The 19,111-nt window shown below is 66.3% G+C and carries 20 protein-coding genes; 11 read left to right on the forward strand and 9 right to left on the reverse strand.

The window, feature by feature from the left end; genetic code table 11:
- The first annotated feature begins 3 nt into the window (after positions 1-3).
- The 8 genes from ABIC76_RS10170 to ABIC76_RS10205 all read left to right on the forward strand — a co-directional run bounded on the left by ABIC76_RS10170 (position 4) and on the right by ABIC76_RS10205 (position 5,601).
- Positions 4-801 carry a FadR/GntR family transcriptional regulator gene (locus ABIC76_RS10170; protein ID WP_354533863.1) on the forward strand — a complete coding sequence of 266 codons (798 nt, stop codon included), beginning with the start codon at positions 4-6 and terminating at the stop codon, positions 799-801.
- Positions 798-1,625 (forward strand): transporter substrate-binding domain-containing protein, encoded by an 828-nt coding sequence (locus ABIC76_RS10175; RefSeq protein ID WP_102064218.1) that lies wholly within the window; start codon positions 798-800, stop codon positions 1,623-1,625. The genes ABIC76_RS10170 and ABIC76_RS10175 overlap by 4 nt, the downstream gene beginning before the upstream one ends.
- Before the next feature lie 67 nt (positions 1,626-1,692).
- Positions 1,693-2,427, forward strand: a complete 735-nt coding sequence (locus ABIC76_RS10180; RefSeq protein WP_354533864.1) for an amino acid ABC transporter permease — start codon at positions 1,693-1,695, stop codon at positions 2,425-2,427.
- Entirely contained in the window at positions 2,424-3,077 is a 654-nt protein-coding gene (locus tag ABIC76_RS10185; protein ID WP_147216790.1) for an amino acid ABC transporter permease, read from the forward strand. The genes ABIC76_RS10180 and ABIC76_RS10185 overlap by 4 nt, the downstream gene beginning before the upstream one ends.
- Positions 3,064-3,801, forward strand: a complete 738-nt coding sequence (locus ABIC76_RS10190) for an amino acid ABC transporter ATP-binding protein (RefSeq protein WP_354533865.1) — start codon at positions 3,064-3,066, stop codon at positions 3,799-3,801. The genes ABIC76_RS10185 and ABIC76_RS10190 overlap by 14 nt, the downstream gene beginning before the upstream one ends.
- Before the next feature lie 49 nt (positions 3,802-3,850).
- A complete protein-coding gene (locus tag ABIC76_RS10195; RefSeq protein ID WP_354533866.1) occupies positions 3,851-4,066 on the forward strand; it encodes a hypothetical protein in 216 nt (71 codons plus the stop codon).
- Between the two features lie 32 nt (positions 4,067-4,098).
- Entirely contained in the window at positions 4,099-4,374 is a 276-nt protein-coding gene (locus ABIC76_RS10200) for a fucose-binding lectin (RefSeq protein WP_354533867.1), read from the forward strand.
- 288 nt (positions 4,375-4,662) lie between these two features.
- Positions 4,663-5,601, forward strand: coding sequence for a bestrophin family protein (locus ABIC76_RS10205; protein ID WP_354533868.1), 939 nt, complete (start codon positions 4,663-4,665; stop codon positions 5,599-5,601).
- A 20-nt stretch (positions 5,602-5,621) separates the two neighbouring features.
- Here the strand turns inward: ABIC76_RS10205 and ABIC76_RS10210 are convergent, their stop codons facing one another.
- Entirely contained in the window at positions 5,622-6,293 is a 672-nt protein-coding gene (locus tag ABIC76_RS10210; RefSeq protein WP_354533869.1) for an AraC family transcriptional regulator, read from the reverse strand.
- Positions 6,294-6,395: 102 nt separating this feature from the next.
- Positions 6,396-7,094 (reverse strand): Crp/Fnr family transcriptional regulator, encoded by a 699-nt coding sequence (locus tag ABIC76_RS10215; RefSeq protein WP_354533870.1) that lies wholly within the window; start codon positions 7,092-7,094, stop codon positions 6,396-6,398.
- A gap of 192 nt (positions 7,095-7,286) precedes the next feature.
- Here ABIC76_RS10215 and ABIC76_RS10220 point away from each other — a divergent pair, with 192 nt between their 5' ends.
- Positions 7,287-8,921: an acyl-CoA synthetase gene (locus ABIC76_RS10220; protein WP_354533871.1), complete on the forward strand. Its 1,635-nt coding sequence runs from the start codon at positions 7,287-7,289 to the stop codon at positions 8,919-8,921.
- A 110-nt stretch (positions 8,922-9,031) separates the two neighbouring features.
- Here ABIC76_RS10220 and ABIC76_RS10225 read toward each other — a convergent pair whose 3' ends face one another.
- Positions 9,032-10,552 (reverse strand): lactonase family protein, encoded by a 1,521-nt coding sequence (locus ABIC76_RS10225; protein WP_354533872.1) that lies wholly within the window; start codon positions 10,550-10,552, stop codon positions 9,032-9,034.
- A gap of 209 nt (positions 10,553-10,761) precedes the next feature.
- Between ABIC76_RS10225 and ABIC76_RS10230 the strand changes: the two genes are divergently transcribed.
- Complete coding sequence (locus ABIC76_RS10230) at positions 10,762-11,304, forward strand: GNAT family N-acetyltransferase (RefSeq protein WP_354533873.1); 543 nt, start codon at positions 10,762-10,764, stop codon at positions 11,302-11,304.
- Positions 11,305-11,386: 82 nt separating this feature from the next.
- On the opposite strand, the gene ABIC76_RS10235 is transcribed toward ABIC76_RS10230, so the two are convergent.
- The 3 genes from ABIC76_RS10235 to ABIC76_RS10245 all read right to left on the reverse strand — a co-directional run bounded on the left by ABIC76_RS10235 (position 11,387) and on the right by ABIC76_RS10245 (position 15,204).
- On the reverse strand, positions 11,387-11,857 hold the full coding sequence (locus tag ABIC76_RS10235; RefSeq protein ID WP_354533874.1) for a carboxymuconolactone decarboxylase family protein: 471 nt from the start codon (positions 11,855-11,857) through the stop codon (positions 11,387-11,389).
- 141 nt (positions 11,858-11,998) lie between these two features.
- Positions 11,999-12,916: an RNA polymerase sigma-70 factor gene (locus ABIC76_RS10240; protein ID WP_354533875.1), complete on the reverse strand. Its 918-nt coding sequence runs from the start codon at positions 12,914-12,916 to the stop codon at positions 11,999-12,001.
- 71 nt (positions 12,917-12,987) lie between these two features.
- On the reverse strand, positions 12,988-15,204 hold the full coding sequence (locus ABIC76_RS10245; protein WP_354533876.1) for a response regulator: 2,217 nt from the start codon (positions 15,202-15,204) through the stop codon (positions 12,988-12,990).
- A gap of 267 nt (positions 15,205-15,471) precedes the next feature.
- On the opposite strand from ABIC76_RS10245, the gene ABIC76_RS10250 reads away from it, so the two are divergent.
- A complete protein-coding gene (locus ABIC76_RS10250; RefSeq protein ID WP_354533877.1) occupies positions 15,472-16,086 on the forward strand; it encodes a glutathione S-transferase in 615 nt (204 codons plus the stop codon).
- Between the two features lie 61 nt (positions 16,087-16,147).
- On the opposite strand, the gene ABIC76_RS10255 is transcribed toward ABIC76_RS10250, so the two are convergent.
- Genes ABIC76_RS10255 through ABIC76_RS10265 form a run of 3 tightly spaced genes read right to left on the reverse strand, consistent with a single transcriptional unit; the run spans position 16,148 to position 19,060 of the window.
- On the reverse strand, positions 16,148-17,503 hold the full coding sequence (locus tag ABIC76_RS10255; protein WP_354533878.1) for an MFS transporter: 1,356 nt from the start codon (positions 17,501-17,503) through the stop codon (positions 16,148-16,150).
- A 55-nt stretch (positions 17,504-17,558) separates the two neighbouring features.
- Positions 17,559-17,981: a 5-carboxymethyl-2-hydroxymuconate Delta-isomerase gene (locus ABIC76_RS10260; protein ID WP_354533879.1), complete on the reverse strand. Its 423-nt coding sequence runs from the start codon at positions 17,979-17,981 to the stop codon at positions 17,559-17,561.
- Between the two features lie 23 nt (positions 17,982-18,004).
- Positions 18,005-19,060: a polysaccharide deacetylase family protein gene (locus ABIC76_RS10265; protein ID WP_354533880.1), complete on the reverse strand. Its 1,056-nt coding sequence runs from the start codon at positions 19,058-19,060 to the stop codon at positions 18,005-18,007.
- Positions 19,061-19,111 lie beyond the last annotated feature (51 nt).

Consider the following 19,111-nt stretch of genomic DNA (forward strand, 5'->3'; position numbering starts at 1 on the left):
CCTATGCACAGCATTCCATCCTCCGTTGCGCAAGCACTCCAGCAACGCATCCTGAGCGGCGATTACCCCAGTGGCAGCCGCCTGCCGCCGCAGCGCGAGCTAGCGGAAAGCCTGGGCGTGAGCCGCGCGTCGTTGCGCGAGGCGCTGACGGTGCTCGAAACGCTGGGCCTGGTGGACATTCTCCCCAGCCGTGGCGTGGTGGTGCGTGGCCAGACGTTTGGCGCCGAGCGGGCCAGTGCCGAGCGCATGCACCGCCCGTTTGCCACGCCGGCGCTGGGCACGCTGTCGCCGCGTCAGTTGATCGAGCTGCGTCTGGTGCTGGAACCCGGCTGGACGGCGCTGGCCGCCGCGCGCATGCATGCCGCCGGCCTGCGTCACCTCCAATGGCTGCAGCAGCAGTTGGCCCATGCGCTTGCGCGCAATGATTTGCTGAGCGCGGCAGAGGCGGATTTGCACTTCCACCTGTTGCTCGCGCAGTTGTCGGGCAACCCGGGGTTGATGGCGATGGCCGGTCAGTTGGAACACGCCATCGGCCACAGCCTGCGCCTGCCCTTTGCCCGCAACGGCGCAGACGACCACCCCGCGCACGAGCACGACGCCATCGTGCAGGCCATTGCGGCGGGCGACGCTGCCGCCAGTGCAGAGGCCATGCGCGCGCACTTGCTGTCAGCCGCGCGCCGCAGCGGGATTGATCTGAACGCGCCGCCGCCTTCACCCCACCTTGCGCCCGAGCGCATGCCGTACGAACCGGTTTCGTTTCGCCTCGTCTCCATGTCTGAATCCGAAGGAGTTTTTGAATGACCCGCATCACCGCCCGCCACGCTTCGCGCCACATCTCGCGTCGCTTCTTCCTCCACGCCGTCATGGCGGCCAGCGCTGTTGCGGCATTGCTGCCCGGCCGCCCCGCGCATGCCGATGCGCTGGCCAACATCCAGAAAGCCGGCGTGATCCGCGTGGCCATCCCGAACGACTTCCCGCCGTTCGGCTCGCTGGGGCCGGACCTCAAGCTGCAGGGCTATGACATTGACATGGCCAACCTCGTCGCCAAGGAACTCGGCGTCAAGGCCGAGCTGGTGCCCGTCACCAGCACCAACCGCATTCCGTTCCTGACCACGGGCAAAGTCGATGTGGTCATCTCCAGCCTGGGTAAGAACGCGGAGCGCGCCAAGGTGATCGACTTCACGCAGGCGTATGCGCCGTTTCCCAAGAGCGTGTACGGCCCGAAAGACATGACGATCAAGGCACCGGCAGATCTGGCCGGCAAGACGATCGGCGTCACGCGCGGTTCGACTGAAGATCTGGCCCTCTCGGCCGTTGCGCCGGCATCGGCCACCATCAAGCGCTATGAAGACAACAACGCCACCGCGCAGAGCTACCTGATTGGCCAGGTGCAACTGGTGACGGTGGGCAACATCGTCGCCAACGCGGTGAACGAGCGCACGAAGCTGCGCCAGCTCGACCTGAAGTTCCCCGTGGAAGACACGCCTTGCTATGTGGGTGTGGCCAAGGGCGAGCCCGCGCTGCTCGACAAGGTGAACACCGTCATCACCAAGCTGAAGACGGATGGCCGCCTGAACGATCTGTCGCAGCGCTGGATCAAGATGCCGCTGCCCACCAAGCTGTAAGCCCGCGCACGCCTTCGCAACACAGGCCCGGCGCCCATGTTGGTGTGCCGGGCCACGGATGACCTCCATGGCTTATCAATTCGACTTTGGCGCTGTCTTCAGTTACAGCGGCCAGCTTGCGCAGGGCGCAGCATTCACGCTCGCGCTCACGGCGGCGGGCGCGGTGCTCGGCGGCGCCATCGGCATTGCCGGGGGCGTGTGCCGCGCCTGGCGCATCGCCCCGTTCAATGCGCTGTTCAAGGTGTATGTGGAGGGCATCCGCAACACGCCGTTCCTCGTCCAGTTGATGTTCGTGTTCTTCGGCTTGCCCTCGCTGGGCGTGCAGATCAACGAATGGCAGGCGGCGCTGCTCACGGCCGTGGTCAACCTGGGCGCGTACATCACAGAGATTGTGCGTGCGGGCATTCAAGAAACACCGCGCGGCCAGCTGGAAGCCGCCAACGCGCTGGCCATGAGCCGCTGGGCCATCTTCCGGCATGTGGTGCTGCGGCCCGCGCTGCAGAAGGTGTGGCCGGCCCTGAGCAGCCAGATCGTGATCGTGATGCTGGGCACGTCGGTCGTCTCGCAGATTGCCGCGCAGGACCTGACCTTTGCGGCCAACTTCATCCAGTCGCGCAACTTCCGCGCGTTTGAAACCTACCTGGTGGTGACGGCGCTGTACTTTGCGCTGGCGTTGTTGCTGCGTCAGCTGCTGGCCTGGATCGGGCAGCGCTTTGTCGTGGGGCGCCGCGTGCCTGCGGTGTCTGCTGCACCGCTTGCTGCCACCACCACCGCAGCCGCCTCCGTTGGAGATGCCGCATGATTGCCGACATTCCTCTGTTGCCCATTCTCCTCAAGCTGGGGGAGGGCCTGCTTGCCACGCTCATGCTGTCGCTCATGGCTTTTGCGCTGGGCGGCACGGCCGGCCTGGTGGTGCTGTTTGCCCGTGTGGGGCGCAACGCTACGCTGCAGCGCGTGAGCAAGGCCTACATCCAGCTCTTCCAGAACACGCCGCTGCTCATGCAGATGTTCATCGTGTTCTTTGGGGCGTCCATGGCGGGGTTCGAGATGTCGCCGTGGACGGCTGCCGCCATCGGCCTGACGCTGTACACCAGCGCCTATCTGGCCGAGGTGTGGCGCGGCTGTGTCGAGGCCATTCCGCGCGGGCAGTGGGAAGCGTCTTCCAGCCTGGCGATGGGCTACTTCCAGCAGATGCGGCACGTGGTGCTGCCGCAGGCGGTGCGCCTGTCGATTGCGCCCACGGTCGGGTTCTCCGTACAGATCGTCAAGGGCACGGCGGTGGCGTCCATCATCGGGTTTGAAGACCTGTCCAAGCTGGGTTCGGTGCTGGCCAATGCCACCTTCCAGCCATTCCTTATCTACGGGCTGGTGGCGCTGGCGTATTTCGCGCTGTGCTGGCCGCTGTCTCTTTACGCCTCTCATCTGGAAAAGAAGCTCTATGCCGCTCGTTGATCTCTGCGCCGTACACAAGCATTACGGCAACAACCATGTGCTCAAGGGTGTGGACCTGCGCGTGGAAAGCGGCCAGGTGGTCGCCATCATCGGGCGCAGCGGCTCGGGCAAGAGCACGCTGTTGCGGTCCATCAACGGGCTGGAAGCCATCGACGACGGGCAGATCGTGGTCGACAACGCGGTGCTCAAGGGCTCGCAGGCCACGCCCGCGCAACTGCGCGCGCTGCGCCTGAACGTGGGCATGGTGTTCCAGCAGTTCAACCTGTTTCCGCACCTTACGGCGGGTGAGAACGTGGCGCTGTCGCCCGTGGTGGTCAAGGGGATGAAGAAGGCCGATGCCCAGGACCTCGCACGACAGATGCTCGTCAAGGTGGGCCTGGCCGATAAGTTCGATGCCTACCCCGACCAGCTCAGCGGCGGCCAGCAGCAGCGCGTGGCCATTGCCCGCGCGCTCGCCATGCAGCCGAAGGTGCTGCTGTGCGACGAGATCACCTCCGCACTGGATCCGGAACTGGTGAACGAGGTGCTGGCCGTGGTGAAGCAACTCGCCGCTGAAGGCATGACGCTGATCATGGTCACGCACGAGATGCGCTTCGCCCGTGACGTGGGCGATCAGCTCGTCTTCATGCACCATGGGCTGATCCATGAAAGCGGCCCCGCCAAGGAGGTGTTTGCCAGCCCCAAGACGGCGGAGCTGGCGGCGTTCATTGGTGCGGTGCAGTGAGCGCTCCTATGGTGGCTATGCCATCGCTTGCAGCTATTTTGGATTAGACATGATCAAGGCACCTCATCTGGTGCCTTTTGTCTATTTTGTGGGTGCGCTCAACATAATGGTTGGGCGCGAAAAATCGGTCATTTGTTCAGTAAGTTTTCTCTCCATCTGTGCTGCTTATCTCTCAGCAGCAGCCGGAATTTTCTTTGCTTATGCTAGCGAAGCCCTGAACCCGGGCCGTAGTAAATGCCGAGAAAATCTCGCTGCATTTATTTGATGGATATTGAAATCACATTCTGGAGATAAAACATGTCGAACGTTCAGACCGCTGCAACGTCGTGGGGGACCGTGCCGTCGATCCGTGTCTACACGGCCAATGGTGGCAAGATCACCGAGCGTTGCTATGACGGGAAGGGGTGGTACACGGGCGCTTTCAGCGAGCCGGGCGATAACGTCTCCGTCACCAGCTGGTTGGTCGGCAGCGCGGTCCATATCCGCGTATATGCCACCAGCGGCAGCAACACCACGGAGTGGTGCTGGGACGGCAACAGCTGGACCAAGGGCGGCTATACCCAGACCGCCTGATTTACGGCGGGCCTGAACATGCAGAATGCAGTGCGGTTCTGCATGGGTTGGCGTAAAGCGAGTGCGTTCGCTTTGCGCCGATTTGTGTTTTGGATTTTTAATATGCGGGGTTTTTGCGGGAGCTGAGCCGGGTCGGGATTTTCAGATAATCAATTCATAAAATATCCGACGCGGCGGAGGCAGGGTCCACAGGGCCGAACGAGCCCTGAATACCGCCAAAAACAGGTGTCAGGCGCCAGGAGTGCTCTGCGATAATCGCTGCACTCCACCTTCTGCCTCACCCGCCCCATGGTTGTCCGCCCCCATCTGCACTGGTTCCGCATGCTGCTCGCATGGCGCGGATCGGTGCTGCCGCAGCTTCTGCCCCGCCTGTTCCTGATCTTCCTCGTGTCGTTGGTGGCCATCGCGGTGCATGCGCACCTGCTGCCCATCTCGGTCAACCTGAGCACGACGCCGTTCTCGCTCGTCGGCATTGCGCTGGCAGTGTTCCTCGGCTTTCGCAACAACGCCAGCTACGACCGCTACTGGGAGGCCCGCAAGCTCTGGGGCCAGTTGCTCAACACGGCGCGCTCACTCACGCGCCAGGCGCTGACGTTGCCGCGCAGCACTGGGCCGAACGGTGCCGCAGCCGATGCCGACGTGCGCGAGTTCGCGCAGGTGCTGGGTGCGCTGCCGCACGCGCTGCGTCACCAGTTGCGTCACACCGATGCGCGCGAAGACCTTGCTGCGCGCCTGCCCGCACCGTTGTTCGAACGCGTGATGGCTGCGCGCTACCGGCCCATCGCCATCGTGCAGTGGCTGGGCGAATGGGTGCAGCGTCGCACGCAAGCCGGCGCGCTCGATGGGGTTGCCGTTCTGGCGTTCGACCGCAACCTCAACGAGCTGTCGAACAGCATCGGCGGGTGCGAGCGCATTGCCGGCACGCCGCTGCCGTTCGCGTACTCGGTCATGATCCACCGCACGGTGTACTTCTTCTGCGCCGCGCTGCCGTTCGGGCTGGTGGAAAGCATCGGCAGCTTCACGCCCGTGTTTGCGGTGTTCGTGGCGTACACCTTCATGGCGCACGAGGCCATCGCCTCGCAGCTTGAAGACCCGTTCGGCACCGAAGACAACGACCTCGCGCTCAACGCGCTGTCCGCCACGATTGAAGACGCGGTGCGGGACATCATGGGCGAGCCCAGCCCGCCGCCGCGTGAGGGTGTGCGGCGTGGGGTGATTGTGGATTGAGCAGCGGCTGCGGCCGACGCTTAAACAGCCACCGTGAGCGGCTGCGCCCAGTGCGCCAGCCTAGGCGCACTGCCTTGCAGCGCACCGCCCACCGCATCTGCGTTGCGCGCCAGCAGCGCGCCAAGCTCCACTCCGAACAGGCTCCCGCACGTCTCCTTGAGCGTGCGCACGTTGCGTAGACCGGCGCGCCGGGCCAGCGCGTGCAGCGCTTCGGCTTCGGGCGCGTCATTGCCGCAGGTGTGCGCCAGCCGGTACAGCGCCCAGGCGGCGCGTTGCTCGCGCACCAGCGCATGCAGGGCTTCCCCTTCCGCAAACAGCCGCGCTCGCACCTGGCGCGGGCAGGCCTGCCAGCAGTGGCTGAGCAGGGCGGCATTCCACGCCTGCGCCGGGTGTTCGAACACCAGTGTGGCCAGCGCACGGGCCCAGGGTTTGTCATGCTGGATGGCGGCCATGCGCGGGCAGCCGGCGTCGGGCACGGCGTGGAACGTAATGGCGCACGGCTGCCACACGGTGCCCGGAATCTCGCAACCGAAATGCGCGAAAGCGGGCACGACAAACGGGTCGCCCGGGCGCACTTCGCGTCGGCCGTTGGCATCGCGCAGGCACGCGCTGCCCAGCTCGGCCTGCACGCGCACCGCAAACGGAAAGCGCAGGCGCGAGAGTCGGACGTGGGCGCGGCTGATGAGTGGCATGGCTGACCGATAAGGCGGCGGATGAAGCGCGACTGTCGCAGGATTCTATGTCTGCACGCAACAGGGGCAATGTCGCCCGGGTGACAGAGTCGGCCGCGGCGCTTACAGCTCCGACAGGCCGAACAGCCGCAGCCGCTCAAGATCGGTCACGCGGATGGTCTGATACGACAGCGTGATCATTCCGCCTTCGGCCAGCCGTTGCAGCGCCCGGTTCACGCGCTGACGCGACAACCCCGTCAGCAGGCCGATCTCTTCCTGCGACAGTTCCAGCACGGTGCTCGTGCGCGGGTACAGGGCCGGGTGGAACAACTGTGCAATCGCTTGCGCCACGCGCGCATCGGCGCTCAGCAGGCGATCGTTCTGCACGGTGGCGATGAACTGCCCCATGCGTTCGTTCAGCTGGCGCACCACAAAGCTGGCAAACGGCAGGCTCTGCGCGAGCAGCGTATTGAACACGGGTTCGGGCACCAGCAGCACGTGCGAGGCGCGAATGGCAATCACGTCGTAGCGGCGGTCTTCGCGCTTGATGACGCTGCCCTCGCCGCACCAGCCGCCGGCGGGCACGCCGGAGAACGTGCAGCCGCGCCCGTCGGACGTGTACACGGCCAGCTTGATGAGGCCCGTGTCGACGCCGATCCAGTAGCGGGATGGTTCACCGCGTCGGGCAATGAAGGCGCCGGGCTCGAAGGCCTGCAGCAGGGTTTCTCGCACGGCCAGGGCCTGGTGTTCAGGCGCAAGCGCGGTGAACCACGCATGGCCTTGCAGTTGCGTGGCGGGCGTCGGGGCACGGGGTGTCGTCATGGCGGGCGTGGGCACACGGTCAAGGTGGCGGGGGCGCGTGGGGCTCTGCCTTCGCTTTGTAAGAAACCCGTCGGCCTTTGGGTGGCGCGGGTTTCCGGGCGGTTTGTCATCCGGGTGACAGAGTGCGGGAGCCGGCCGATGATAGCGTTGCCCAACAAAAAGCAACAGCGCCCGGCGCACGGAGACACAGCAATGCCCACGGATTTTGATAGCGGTCTGGCCCGCAACGCGGCCAACTTCGTCCCGCTCACACCCATCGAGTTTCTTGCCCGCGCGGCCGATGTGTATGGCGATCGCCTGGCCATCGTGCACGGGCCGGTGCGTCAGAACTGGCGCGACACCTACGTGCGTGCGCGGCGCCTGGCCAGTGCACTGTCGCTGGCGGGGGTGGGCCGTGGCGACACGGTGGCGGCGCTGCTGCCCAACACGCCTGCCATGGTGGAGGCGCATTTCGGGGTGCCGATGGCGGGCGGCGTGCTCAACGCCCTGAACATCCGCCTGGATGCTGCCAACCTCGTCTTCATGCTGCGCCATGGCGAAGCCCGCGTGCTGCTGGCCGACACCGAGTTTGCCGATGTGGCGCGCCAGATGGCGCTGGAGATTCCCGGCCTGAAGGTGATTGCCGTGAACGATGCCCTGGGCCCGCAGGCCGAGCCGTTTGGCGACACCGATTACGAAACGTTCCTCGCCTCCGGCGACCCGCACTACGCGTGGCAGTTGCCGGCTGACGAGTGGGATGCGATTGCGCTGAACTACACCTCGGGCACCACGGGCGACCCGAAGGGCGTGGTCTATCACCATCGCGGCGCGGCCATCAACGCGGTGTCGAACATCCTGGAGTGGGATCTGCCCAAGCACCCGGTCTACCTCTGGACGCTGCCGATGTTCCACTGCAACGGCTGGTGCTTCCCGTGGACGATCGCGGCGCGCGCAGGCGTGAATGTGTGCCTGCGCAAGTTCGAGCCGAAGCTGGTGTTCGACCTCATGCGCGACGAAGGCGTGACGCACTACTGCGCAGCGCCCATCGTGCACACCGCGCTGGTGAACGCGCCGCCGTCGTGGCGCGAGGGCCTGCGCGGCCCTGTGCGCGGCATGGTGGCCGGTGCGCCGCCGCCAGCCGCCGTGCTGGCGCAGATGGAAGCCATGGGCTTTGAGCTGACGCACGTCTACGGCCTGACCGAGGTGTACGGCCCCGCCGCCGTCTGTGCCGAGCAGGACGAATGGCGCGTGCTGCCCGAGCATGACCGCGCCACGATGAAGGCACGCCAGGGCGTGCGGTATCACCTGCAATCGCAGGTAGCGGTGCTCGATCCGGAAACCATGCAGTTGGTGCCGGCCGATGGCGAGACCATTGGCGAAATCATGTTCCGCGGCAACATCTGCATGAAGGGCTACCTCAAGAACGAGAAGGCCACGCGCGAGGCGTTTGCCGGCGGCTGGTTCCACACCGGCGACCTGGGCGTCTGCATGCCCGACGGCTACATCAAGATCAAGGACCGCAGCAAGGACATCATCATCTCGGGCGGCGAGAACATCTCCAGCGTGGAGGTGGAAGACGCGCTGTATCGCCACCCCGCCGTGCTGGCCGCCGCCGTGGTCGCCCAGCCGGATGCCAAGTGGGGCGAAACGCCCTGCGCCTTTGTTGAACTCAAGGACGGCGCCACCGCCACCGCAGAAGACCTGATCGCGCACTGCAAGACGCTGCTTGCGGGCTTCAAGGTGCCCAAGGCGGTGTTCTTCGGCCCGCTGCCCAAGACATCGACGGGCAAGATCCAGAAATACGAGCTACGTCGCAAGGTGAAGTCGACTTCGGCGATTGATGTGTGAGCACCGCCGGCGCTGCCGCACGCGCCGGCAATAAAACAAAACCCCTCGCCATCGCGAGGGGCTTTGCATGCCTGCAGACCGATTCAGCTCAACTCAGCGCAATCACAACCTCACGGCACCGCCACGATCGCCATCCCGCGCGGGATGTTGCCGGTGGCGGCTGACCCGCTGGCCACGGCAGTCAGCTTGCCGGTGGTGCTGTTGATGCTGTACGCGCTGACGGTGTTGTCCACGGCGCTGACCACGTAGGCGAAGGTGCCGGCCGGGTTGACGATGACCGTCACGGGCGCGTTGCCGGTGGGCGTGGTGTCAACCAGCGTGAGCGCGCCGTTGGCCGGGTTGATGCTGAACACGCTGACCGTGTTGTCCAGCACGTTGGCCACATACAGGAAGCCGCCCGACGGGGCGATGGCGATGTAGAACGGGTTGACACCGGTTGCCACGGGTGAGCCCGATGCGGTGAGTGCGCCCGTGTTGTCGATGCTGTACACACCCAGCGTGTTGTCGGCGGAATTGGCCACGTAGGCAAAGCCGCCGCTTGGTGCAACCGCAATGAACTGCGGCGTGTTGCCCGTGTTGACCGTGGTGCCCACCTGCGTGAGCGCGCCGGTGCTGTTGTTGACGGCAAACGCCATGGCCGTGCCGGGCGTGGCGCCGCTGTTGGCGTTCACCACATAGGCGAAGGTGCCGGCGCTGTTGATGGTGACCGTGTACGGGTTGGCCCCGGCGGTGATGGGCGCAAGCGCAGTGAGCGCACCCGTGCCGGTGTTGACCGAGAACGCCGAGAGCGTGTTGTCACCAAAGTTGGCCGTATACGCAAACTTGCCGTTGGGCGTGCGCGCAATGCTGTACGGCTGCATGCCCGTGGCGGTGGGCGAACCCACCACCGTGAGCAGGCCGGTATTGGCATTGATGGACAGCGTGGTGACGGTGTTGTCGTTGGCGTTGGCCACGTAGACGAATTTGCCTGCGGGGTCGATGGTCAGCGACAGCGGGCCCGCTCCCACCGCTACTGCTGTGCCCACTGCGGTAGGCAGGCCGGTGGTCGCATCCAGCGTAAAGGCGGAGATGGTGCCGTCGGTGGAGTTGACCGCATAGCCGAACAGCGGCTTGGGCGTGCAGGCCACTGCAATGGTCGTCACGTTGCTGGTGCCGACAATGCCGCTGCCGTTGGTGACGGTGCAGTTCTCGCCCGAAGGCCGCGTGCCGACCGTGGCTGCATAGGGCTTGCCCTGCGCGAGCTTGGTCGGGAAGTGGAAGCTGCCGTTGGCGCTGACGACCACGGCATCGCCGCCGTTGTCCAGCAGCGTGACCGATTTACCCGCGGCCAGGCCGCTGACGGTGCCGCCCACCGAGTATGTCGCGGGGGCGGGGGCCGGCGTCGGTGTCGGCGCAGGTGATGGTGTCGGCGTTGGCGCCGGCGTGTTGTTGTTCGTCGGCGGGGTCGTGGTACCGGCATCGTCGCCGCCACCGCAGGCACTGAGCCCCAGCGACAGCGCAGCCGCCATCACCAGTGCGGCACCGTGCAGGCCGCGTGTGTGCCGCGGGGTGTCGGGCGGGATCGGTGCTGGCGTGGGCTGTACGTGTGCGCTGCTGCTGCGTTGCGCTTGGGCGATCAAAAGCTCGGCCATGGCTTCCCCCCGGTTCTCGTTGTCGCGGTCTGCTGACTCGCGTTTCCCCGAAGCATAGGTAGCTGGGTGTGCGCCGACATAGGCCAATTGACGGACAACGCCCTCGGCTTCATGGACGGAGGCGGCGCTGTAGGTCCAAGGCGTGTGATTGGCGCGATACTGGCGGCCCACGTCTGTTTCTTGCCTACACGACAATCTCCTCGTCAGCCATGTCCAACGCCAACCCGAACAACAACGCAGTCGCAATCCGCCAGTTGTCTTCGGGCGATGCAAACGATGTCGCCGACTACCGCACCATCCGGCTCGCCGCGCTCAAGGATTCGCCGGACGCATTCGGCTCAACCTACGAGGCGGAGGTCGGGCTCTCGACGGAAGCGTTTGCCGAGCGCTTGGCGACGACGATCGTGCTGGGCGCCTATGCGGGAACCGGCAGCGATGCACGCATCATCGGCATGGCGGGCTTCAAGCAGCAAACGATGGCGAAGCTCGCGCACAAGGGTTTCGTGTGGGGCTTTTATGTGGCACCGGCAGCGCGCGGGCGCGGCGTGGGCGTGGCGCTGGTGGAGCGCATCGTGGCGGCGGCAGCGGGGTTGGTGCAGCAGCTCACGCTGTCGGTCGTGCGCGGCAACGATGCGGCGCTCGCGCTGTATGCGCGCTGCGGGTTTGAGACTTACGGCGTGGAGCCGCGCGCGCTCAAATCAACCACGGGCTATGCAGACGAAGTGCTGATGGTGCGCTTCCTGCACGGCTGAACCTGCCGAGCCTGTAGGTGCAGCGCCTACGCGTGGGTGCAGGCGCTGCTGTACAGCGATCGTCGTATCGGCGCCGACCTTGTTACGCCGCTGCAACATACGGCGCATTCAGCGGCACCGGGTTGCGCAGGCTCACGTTCAGCAGGTTCCAGCTGTTGATGGTGACGATCACAAAGCTCAGCTCGGCGATCTCTTCATCGCTGAAGTGTTGGCGCAGCCGGGCAAATTCTTCGTCGCTGGCATCGCTGTGCGGGGTGTCGGTGACCAGCTCCGCCCAGCGCAGGGCCGCGCGCTCGCGCTCGGTAAAGAACGGGGCCTCGCGCCAGCCGGCCACGGCGTTCAGGTGGCGCGGGTCTTCGCCCATCTTGACGAGGTCGTTCCAGTGCATGTCGATGCAGAAGGCGCAGCCGTTGATTTGCGACACGCGCAGCAGCACGAGGTCGACCAGCCGTGCGCCCAGCAAGTCGCGGCGCAGGCCGTTCGACAGGTTCAGCAAGTTGTTGAACGCCTTCGGTGCGAGTTGGAAGTAGGCAATGCGAGGGGCTTGCGACATGAGTGGCTCCTGAGGGTTTGGGTGGACGAAGGAGCCGAGGCGGGCGACCGGTGGGCCGGTGCTTGCCTTGCGTCGCTCCATACCCTCAAGACGCGCCACGCGGCGGGGTTGTGACAGCCCGGCCAGAAAATCTTCGTTTTCTTATGCGCCGATGCCGATGTGCGCCAGCTTGTCCGGATTGCGCACCACGTAGATCGCCACGATGCGGCCGCTCTCGAGGACGAACGACTGGGCCGATTCCAGCTTGCCATCCACATAGCGCAGCAGGCCGGGTTCGCCGTTCACGCGGGCGTGTACGTAGCGGACGTTGCCCATGGCGAGCACCAGTTCGCAGTAGATCTTGGTGATCTGGCCGGCGTCTTGAATGATGCGCGTGAACGACGGCACCTTGCCGCCGCCGTCGCCCACCAATTGCGCGTCGTCTGCCAGCAGCGCGCGGATGGCGTCGCGCTGGCCTGTGCGTGAGGCTTCGGCAAAGCGTTCGAGCAAGTCCCGATGCGCATCGGGCGCGACATCAAAACGCGGGCGCTCCTGCTGCACACGGTCGGATGCGCGGTGCACCAGTTGCCGGCACGCGGCTTCGGTCTTGCCCAGCAGGGCGGCGATCTCTGCGTAGTCTTGCTCGAACACCTGGCGCATCAGAAACGCCGCACGCTCTTCGGGCGACAGGCGTTCGAGCACCCACAGCAGGGCCATCGACAAATCGCCTGCCAGTTCGACCGCGGCTTCGGGCGTGGGGGTGTGGGATTCGGGCTCCACCAGCGGCTCGGGCAGCCACCAGCCGACGTAGGCTTCGCGCTCGGCCTTGGCGGCGCGCAGGCGGTCGATCGACAGGCGAGTGACCACCGTCACGAGCCACGCCTCGGCCGACTGCAGCGCGGTCTGGTCGGTCTGGTGCCAGCGCATCCAGGCGTCTTGCAGCACGTCTTCCGCATCGGCCCGGCTACCGAGCATGCGATAGGCAATCGCAAAGAGCCGAGGCCGCGCGGCGGTGAAGGCCGTGTCTTCGCGGTCAGTGCGGGTGTTGCGGTCGGCGCGGTCGGGGCGGTGCTGGGTCATGGCAGGGGCGTCGTCTAGGACAGATGCTCCCTAGACGAGCGGGGGCGGCCAGTTGTGACAGGGTGCAGCGATTATGCGGCGTTCGTCACATGTTGCGTTGCCGCATTGACGGTTGTGCCGAGCCATGGCGCCAGCGCCCCATGCAGCAGCGTCAGGTCGACCGGCTTGGCGAGCACGCGCGCGCCCGGGATGGGCTCGCCAATGTCGGCCTCGATGCCGTATCCGGTCATCAGCAGTACGTCCATGTTCGGGTGCTGCCGCAGCAGCGCGCGGGCGAGGTCGGCGCCGGATTGGCCCGGCAGGGTGAGGTCGGTCAGCAGGACGTGAACCGGGCGCGTGTGGGTCAGGGCAAGCGCGTCTTCGGCTGTGGCGGCGGACACGCATTCCAGGCCGAACGTTGTAAGCACCTCCTGCATGGCTTCGCGGGAGCCGGCGTCATCTTCCACCAGCAGCACCGTGGGCGGTGGTGACGTGTCGGCAGATGCAACTGCAGTTGCAGCATCGTCGGTGGATGTCGTTACTGTGGGCCGCACCTGCGTCTGCCCTGTGCGGCTGCTGTTGAGCACGTTGCGCACCATGCGCGCGAGGTCATCGCGCCGGTAGGGTTTGTCGAGCAGCGTCACGCCCGGCGGCAGCCTGCCGTCGTGCAGGATTTCGTCACGCGTATAGCCGGAGACGAGCAGCACCGGCAGCGGCGGCACGCGTTGCGCGGCGCGGATCGACAGTTCGCCGCCCTTGATGGGGCCCGGCATGATCACGTCGGTAAACAACAGATCGATGGGCGTGCCGCTGTTCATGAGTTCCAGCGCGGCTTCGCCATTGGCGGCGGTCAGCACGCGGTAGCCGAGCTGCGTCAGCATGTCGACGGCTGTCAGGCGCACGTCGGTGTCGTCTTCCACCACCAGGATGGTCTCGCGCCCGCCCATGGGCGTGACGACGGTGTCGCGCAGGTCGAGGGCATCGTCCGGGGCGGCCTCCGTGCTGCGGGGGAAGTAGAGCTGCACCGTGGTGCCGCGCCCGACCGCGCTGTCGATGGCGATATGCCCGCCACTCTGCTTGACGAAGCCGAACACCATGCTCAAGCCCAGACCCGTGCCATGGCCATCGGGCTTGGTAGTGAAGAACGGTTCGAAGACGTGTTCGACCACTTCGGGCGGCATGCCGACGCCGGTGTCGGTGACGGAGAAGACGAGGTAGTCGCCGGGCGCAAGCTGGCCGCGCCCTTGCGCCTGCGCCTGCGTGCTGTCGAGCGTGACGTTGTTGGCGGCGATGGTCAGCACGCCGCCGCCGCGCATGGCATCGCGTGCGTTGATGGCGAGGTTCAGCAGCGCGTTCTCGAGCTGGTTGCGGTCGGCCTGCACGTGCCACAGGTCATCGGCCAGATGCGTTTCCACCTTGATGGCTTCGCCCAGCGCACGGTGCAGCATCTCGCTCATGCCCTGGACGAGCCGTGTCGGGTTGACGACCGCAGGCGAGAGCGGCTGGCGCCGCGCGAAGGCGAGCAATTGCGCAGCCAGCGTGGCGCCGCGCTGCACGGCGCGCGTGGCCGCGGCCACCCGGTGCTGCACGCGCGTGTTGCCCGGCGCTTCCACCGCCAGCATCTGCAGGTTGCCGGCAATCACCTGCAGCACGTTGTTGAAGTCGTGCGCGACGCCGCCCGTCAGGTTGCCGATGGCTTCCATCTTCTGGGCCTGGCGCAATTGCGCTTCCACTTCGGCGCGGGCTGACAGCGCATCGGCCACGCGTTGCTCCAGCGTTTCGGTCAACTGGCGCAGCGCCTGTTCGGCGGCCTGACGTTCGCGTTCGGTCTGCACGCGCTCCGTGGTTTCCACCACGATGGCCAGCACGCCCGCCGGGCGGCCGTTGTCATCGGGCAGCGGGCTGTAGTAGAGATCCATCCACACGTCTTCGGGGCGGCCGTTGCGCAACAGGACGAGTTCCTTGTCGCGGTACGACAGCGTGCCGCCACCCAGGCAGACATCCATGACGTGGCGGTTGAAGTCCGCCACTTCGGGCCAGCCGAGTTCAACGGGGCAACCGAGCAGATACGGATGACGCCCGCCGGCAAACTCGGCGTAGGCGTCGTTGTAGACCATGTAGCCGTGGCGGCCCCACAGCATGACGAGCGGCACCGGGCAGGCCAGCACCATCTGCACGGCGGCACGCAGGCTGGGTGTCCAGTCCTCGATCGGGCCCAACTCCGTGGACGCCCAATCGAATGCCAGCACGCGCTGCGCCATCTCACCGCTCCAGCCGAGGCAGTCATGGTCGTGCGCGAGAAACGGCATAAGGTCTCCTGTCCGGCGGGCGGCAGCATTGGCCCGTGTCGTGCATTCTAGAAAATCGGGAGGCCGGCCGGTGTCGGCATCAGGCGGCTCAAATTGGGTGGCAAATCGGGTGCCCTAAAGCGGATGCTGCACACGCAGAAAACGTGCCCGGGGCGCGGGCACGCTTTGCGCTGGCTGTCTATCATGTGCATCCGCGCCCGCGTGGGGCCAAGGCATTGCACACCCCAGGTTTTTTACCCATCACACCCACACCAGCCAGGAGATTCCATGAAGTTGATCGGCATGCTTGATTCCCCGTACGTGCGCCGCACGGCCATTTCGCTCAAGCTGCTCGGGCTGCCGTTCGAGCATGCGTCGGTCTCGGTCTTCCGGCATTTCGATCAGTTCAGCGCTATCAACCCCGTGGTCAAGGCGCCCACGCTGGTGTGCGACGACGGCACCGTGCTGATCGACTCCACGCTCATCATCGATTACGCAGAAACGCTGGCAGGCCGCAGCCTGATGCCCGCCGCCATTGCCGAGCGCCAGCACACCCTGCGCGTGATCGGCCTGGCGCTGGCCGCGTGCGAGAAGGCCGTGCAGATCGTCTACGAACACAACCTGCGCCCGAGCGAGAAAGTGCACGGGCCGTGGGTCGAGCGCGTGCACACCCAGTTGCTGGCGGCGGTGGAAGCGCTGGAGGCGGAGTGGAAGGACGCGCCGTTGCCCGTTGACCAGAACGAGCTGACGCAGGCCGGCGTGACGGTGGCCGTGGCGTGGGCCTTCATCCAGCTGATGGTGCCGGACCGCGTGCCGGCGGCGGACTATCCGCGCCTGGTGGCGTACTCGGTGGCGGCGGAACAGCTGAGCGCGTTTCGCGAGTTGGCGATGGATGTGGTTTGATGCAGTGGCCGGCGGGGAGGGCTGTCGTATCCGCGCCGGCCGCACCTGTCTATAGCTGATGTCAGGACGGGCGACCGCGACGCCCGTACGCCAGCGTCAACACACCGGCCAGCATGGCGCATGCGCCCAGCAGCCCGACGCCTGCGGTTGCCGTGTGTGTCAGGTCCGTCAGCCAGCCGATGGCGGATGGGCTGACGAAGCCCGACAGGTTGCCAATGGCGTTGATGAAGCCGATGCCGGCAGCGGCTGCCACGCCATCCAGGCGGGCGGTGGGCAGGTTCCAGAACAGCGGCAGCGCCGACAGGATGCCTGCCGAGGCGACCGTCAATGCGGCCATGGCCGGCGCGAGCTGATCGACGGTCAACGCGCTCACACAAAAGCCTGCACCGGCCACCAGCGCACACGCGCCGACGAGCGTGCCCCAGTTGCGCCGCCTGTCAGCCTGCCGCGCCACCACGTTCATGGCGACCATGGCCACGGCATACGGCACGGCACTCAACCACCCGACCGTGACGGTGCTGGCGATGCCCGCGGCGCGAATCACGCTCGGCAGCCAGAAGCTCACGCCATACAGGCCCGCCAGCAGCAGGAAATAGATCAGCGCAAACAGCAGGACCGTGCCGTTGAGGATGTCCGACGCGCGATGCAGGGGCGCCTGCGCCGGTGCGGCCTGCGCGAGATCCGCCTCCAGACGCGCCAGTGCATCGGCATTGAGCCAGCGCACCTCGCGCGGCCGGCTCGGCAAGAGGAAGAACACCAGCACGCCCACCAGGGCAGACGGCAGCCCTTCGAGCACGAACATCCACCGCCAGCCGGCGTGCCCGAGCTGCCCGTCGAATGCCGCCAGGATCCATCCTGACAACGGGCCGCCCACGATGCCCGCCACGGCCGTGGCGCTCATGAAGAGGGTCGTCATGCGGCCGCGCCGGTGTGCGGGAAACCAGTACGTGAGATACAGCACGATGCCGGGAAAGAAGCCCGCTTCCGCCACGCCCAGCAGGAAGCGCAGCACGTAAAACCCGGTCGTGCTCTGCACCCAGCCCATGGCCGCCGACAGCAGCCCCCACGACACCATGATCCGTGCGATCCAGGCGCGCGCGCCCAGCCGATGCAGCAGCAGGTTGCTCGGTACCTCGAAGAAGAAATAGCCGACGAAGAAGATGCCCGCGCCGAGCCCGTAGGCGGTGGCGCTCAGGCTCAGGTCGGCCGCCATCTGCAGTTTGGCGGTGCCGATGTTGACGCGGTCGAGGTAGGCCAACACCTGGGCCAGCAACAAGATCGGCATCAGCCGCCAGGCAATGCGGCGGTAGATGGCATCGAGTGCCGGATCGTCAGGTGCGGTGCGGGGCAGTGCGGATGGCGTGGCGGCGGCAGGTGCAGGCTGCGCCAGCGCACCGGCGTGCGGGTGCGGGTTCATGAGGTCTCCTTGGGTGTTGTTGTGTGTGTTGCGGGGTGCGGTGTTGACTGACGGGCTAGCCGGGTGCCCGCGAGTCGGTCTTCTGGTACAGCGTCCGGTCGAGCGTTTCCACCAGCACGCAGCATTGCCACCAGGCGCCGGCGTCTGCGCGGGCGGCAATGGCATCGCGCAGAACGTCGTGGATGGTCGCGGCCATGTCGCGCTGCATCTGTGCGGGGCGCGGGTTGGTCAGCACCAGGCGGGCGACGACGAACTGCGCTTGCGCGTCGTCACCGGCAAGAAACGTCCCGGCGATGTGGACGCGGCTCTTGAGGTCGGTCAGCCGCGCGCTGCCGCTGTCGGCCAACTGCTGGTGGATCGTGCGCAACAGCGCGGGAAAGTCCAGGCGAAGTGCCAGCGGCTCGGTCGCTTCGATCACGATATGCGGCATGGCGGTGCGTGCAGGTGTGCGGGTTGCCGAAAGCTTGGCGGCGGGCATGCAGCGCCGCCGCCGGGCCGGCGTCAGATGGTTTCGGGCTCGCGCACGCTCAGCGGGCTTGCGGCTGTGTAGCGGGCGATCTCGTCCTTGCGCAGGAAGGCCACGCCGGGGTGCTGCTTGGCGTAGCGGAGGAAGGCGTCCCACGCGCGCACCATCTGCGGCGTGCCGCTGATGCGGTCGTGCGCGCTGATCGACATCATGCGGCGGCGCGAGCCGGCTTCTTCGTAGAGCTGGTCGAAGTCGAGCTTGATCTGCTCGAGGAAGGCCGATGGCGAGTAGTTGCGGCCTTCGATCAGCAGGATGTCGTTGTTGCGCAGCGTGTAGGGCACGACCACGAAGTCGCGGCCGTTGACCTGCTCGATGAAGGGTTCGTCACGGCTCAGGTCGTCGATGTGATACAGGTAGCCCAGCTCCTGCAGCAGCGACAGCGTGTTGGGGCCGCGTCGCAGCCAGTTGCAGTTGTAGCCAACGGGGCGCTGGCCCGTCACCGCCTCGACCATCGTCATGGCTTCGCTCAGGAAGGCGCGTTCCTGGGCGCGCGTCATGGCGTATTGCGAACTCCAGCGCGGTCCGTGCCCGGCGGCCTCGTGGCCGCGTGCGACGATCTCGCGCGCGAGTTCCGGGTGGCGCTGCGCCGCCTCGCCGATCATGTGCGAGGTCACCTTCACGCCGTGTCGGTCCCACAGGTCGAGCATGCGCGGAATGCCCTCGCGGTAACCGTAGGCAAACCACGTGTTGGTGGCCGGGTCGGACGGCATGCTGGCCGGAAAGTCGATCTTGGGGAATGGGCTGTCGGTGCCTTTGGGCGGCTGGCCGCCGGCTTCGAACTGCATCGAGATGGAGATGACGAGGCGGATGCCGTCTGGCCAGAACTGGCCTGCGCCTGGCGCGCCAGCAGCTGCAGGGCCGCTGGCCCGCGGTGCTTGTGCGGCGGCGTTGCCGGCCAGCAGCGCGCCAGCGGCCAGGGCGCCTGCCCCGGCGCCTGCACGGCTGAGAAACGTGCGGCGGCCGGCGTGCGGCTGGGCAGCGGTGTCGACGCGAGCGTCGGTGGAGGGCGGGGTATCAGGCAGTCGGGTCATGGCACAAGCGCGAACGTGAAAGACCGGGGCATGCTAGCCTTCGCGAAATCG

The sequence above is a fragment of the Ralstonia sp. 1138 genome, from assembly GCF_040544795.1.
Taxonomy (GTDB): domain Bacteria; phylum Pseudomonadota; class Gammaproteobacteria; order Burkholderiales; family Burkholderiaceae; genus Ralstonia; species Ralstonia flatus.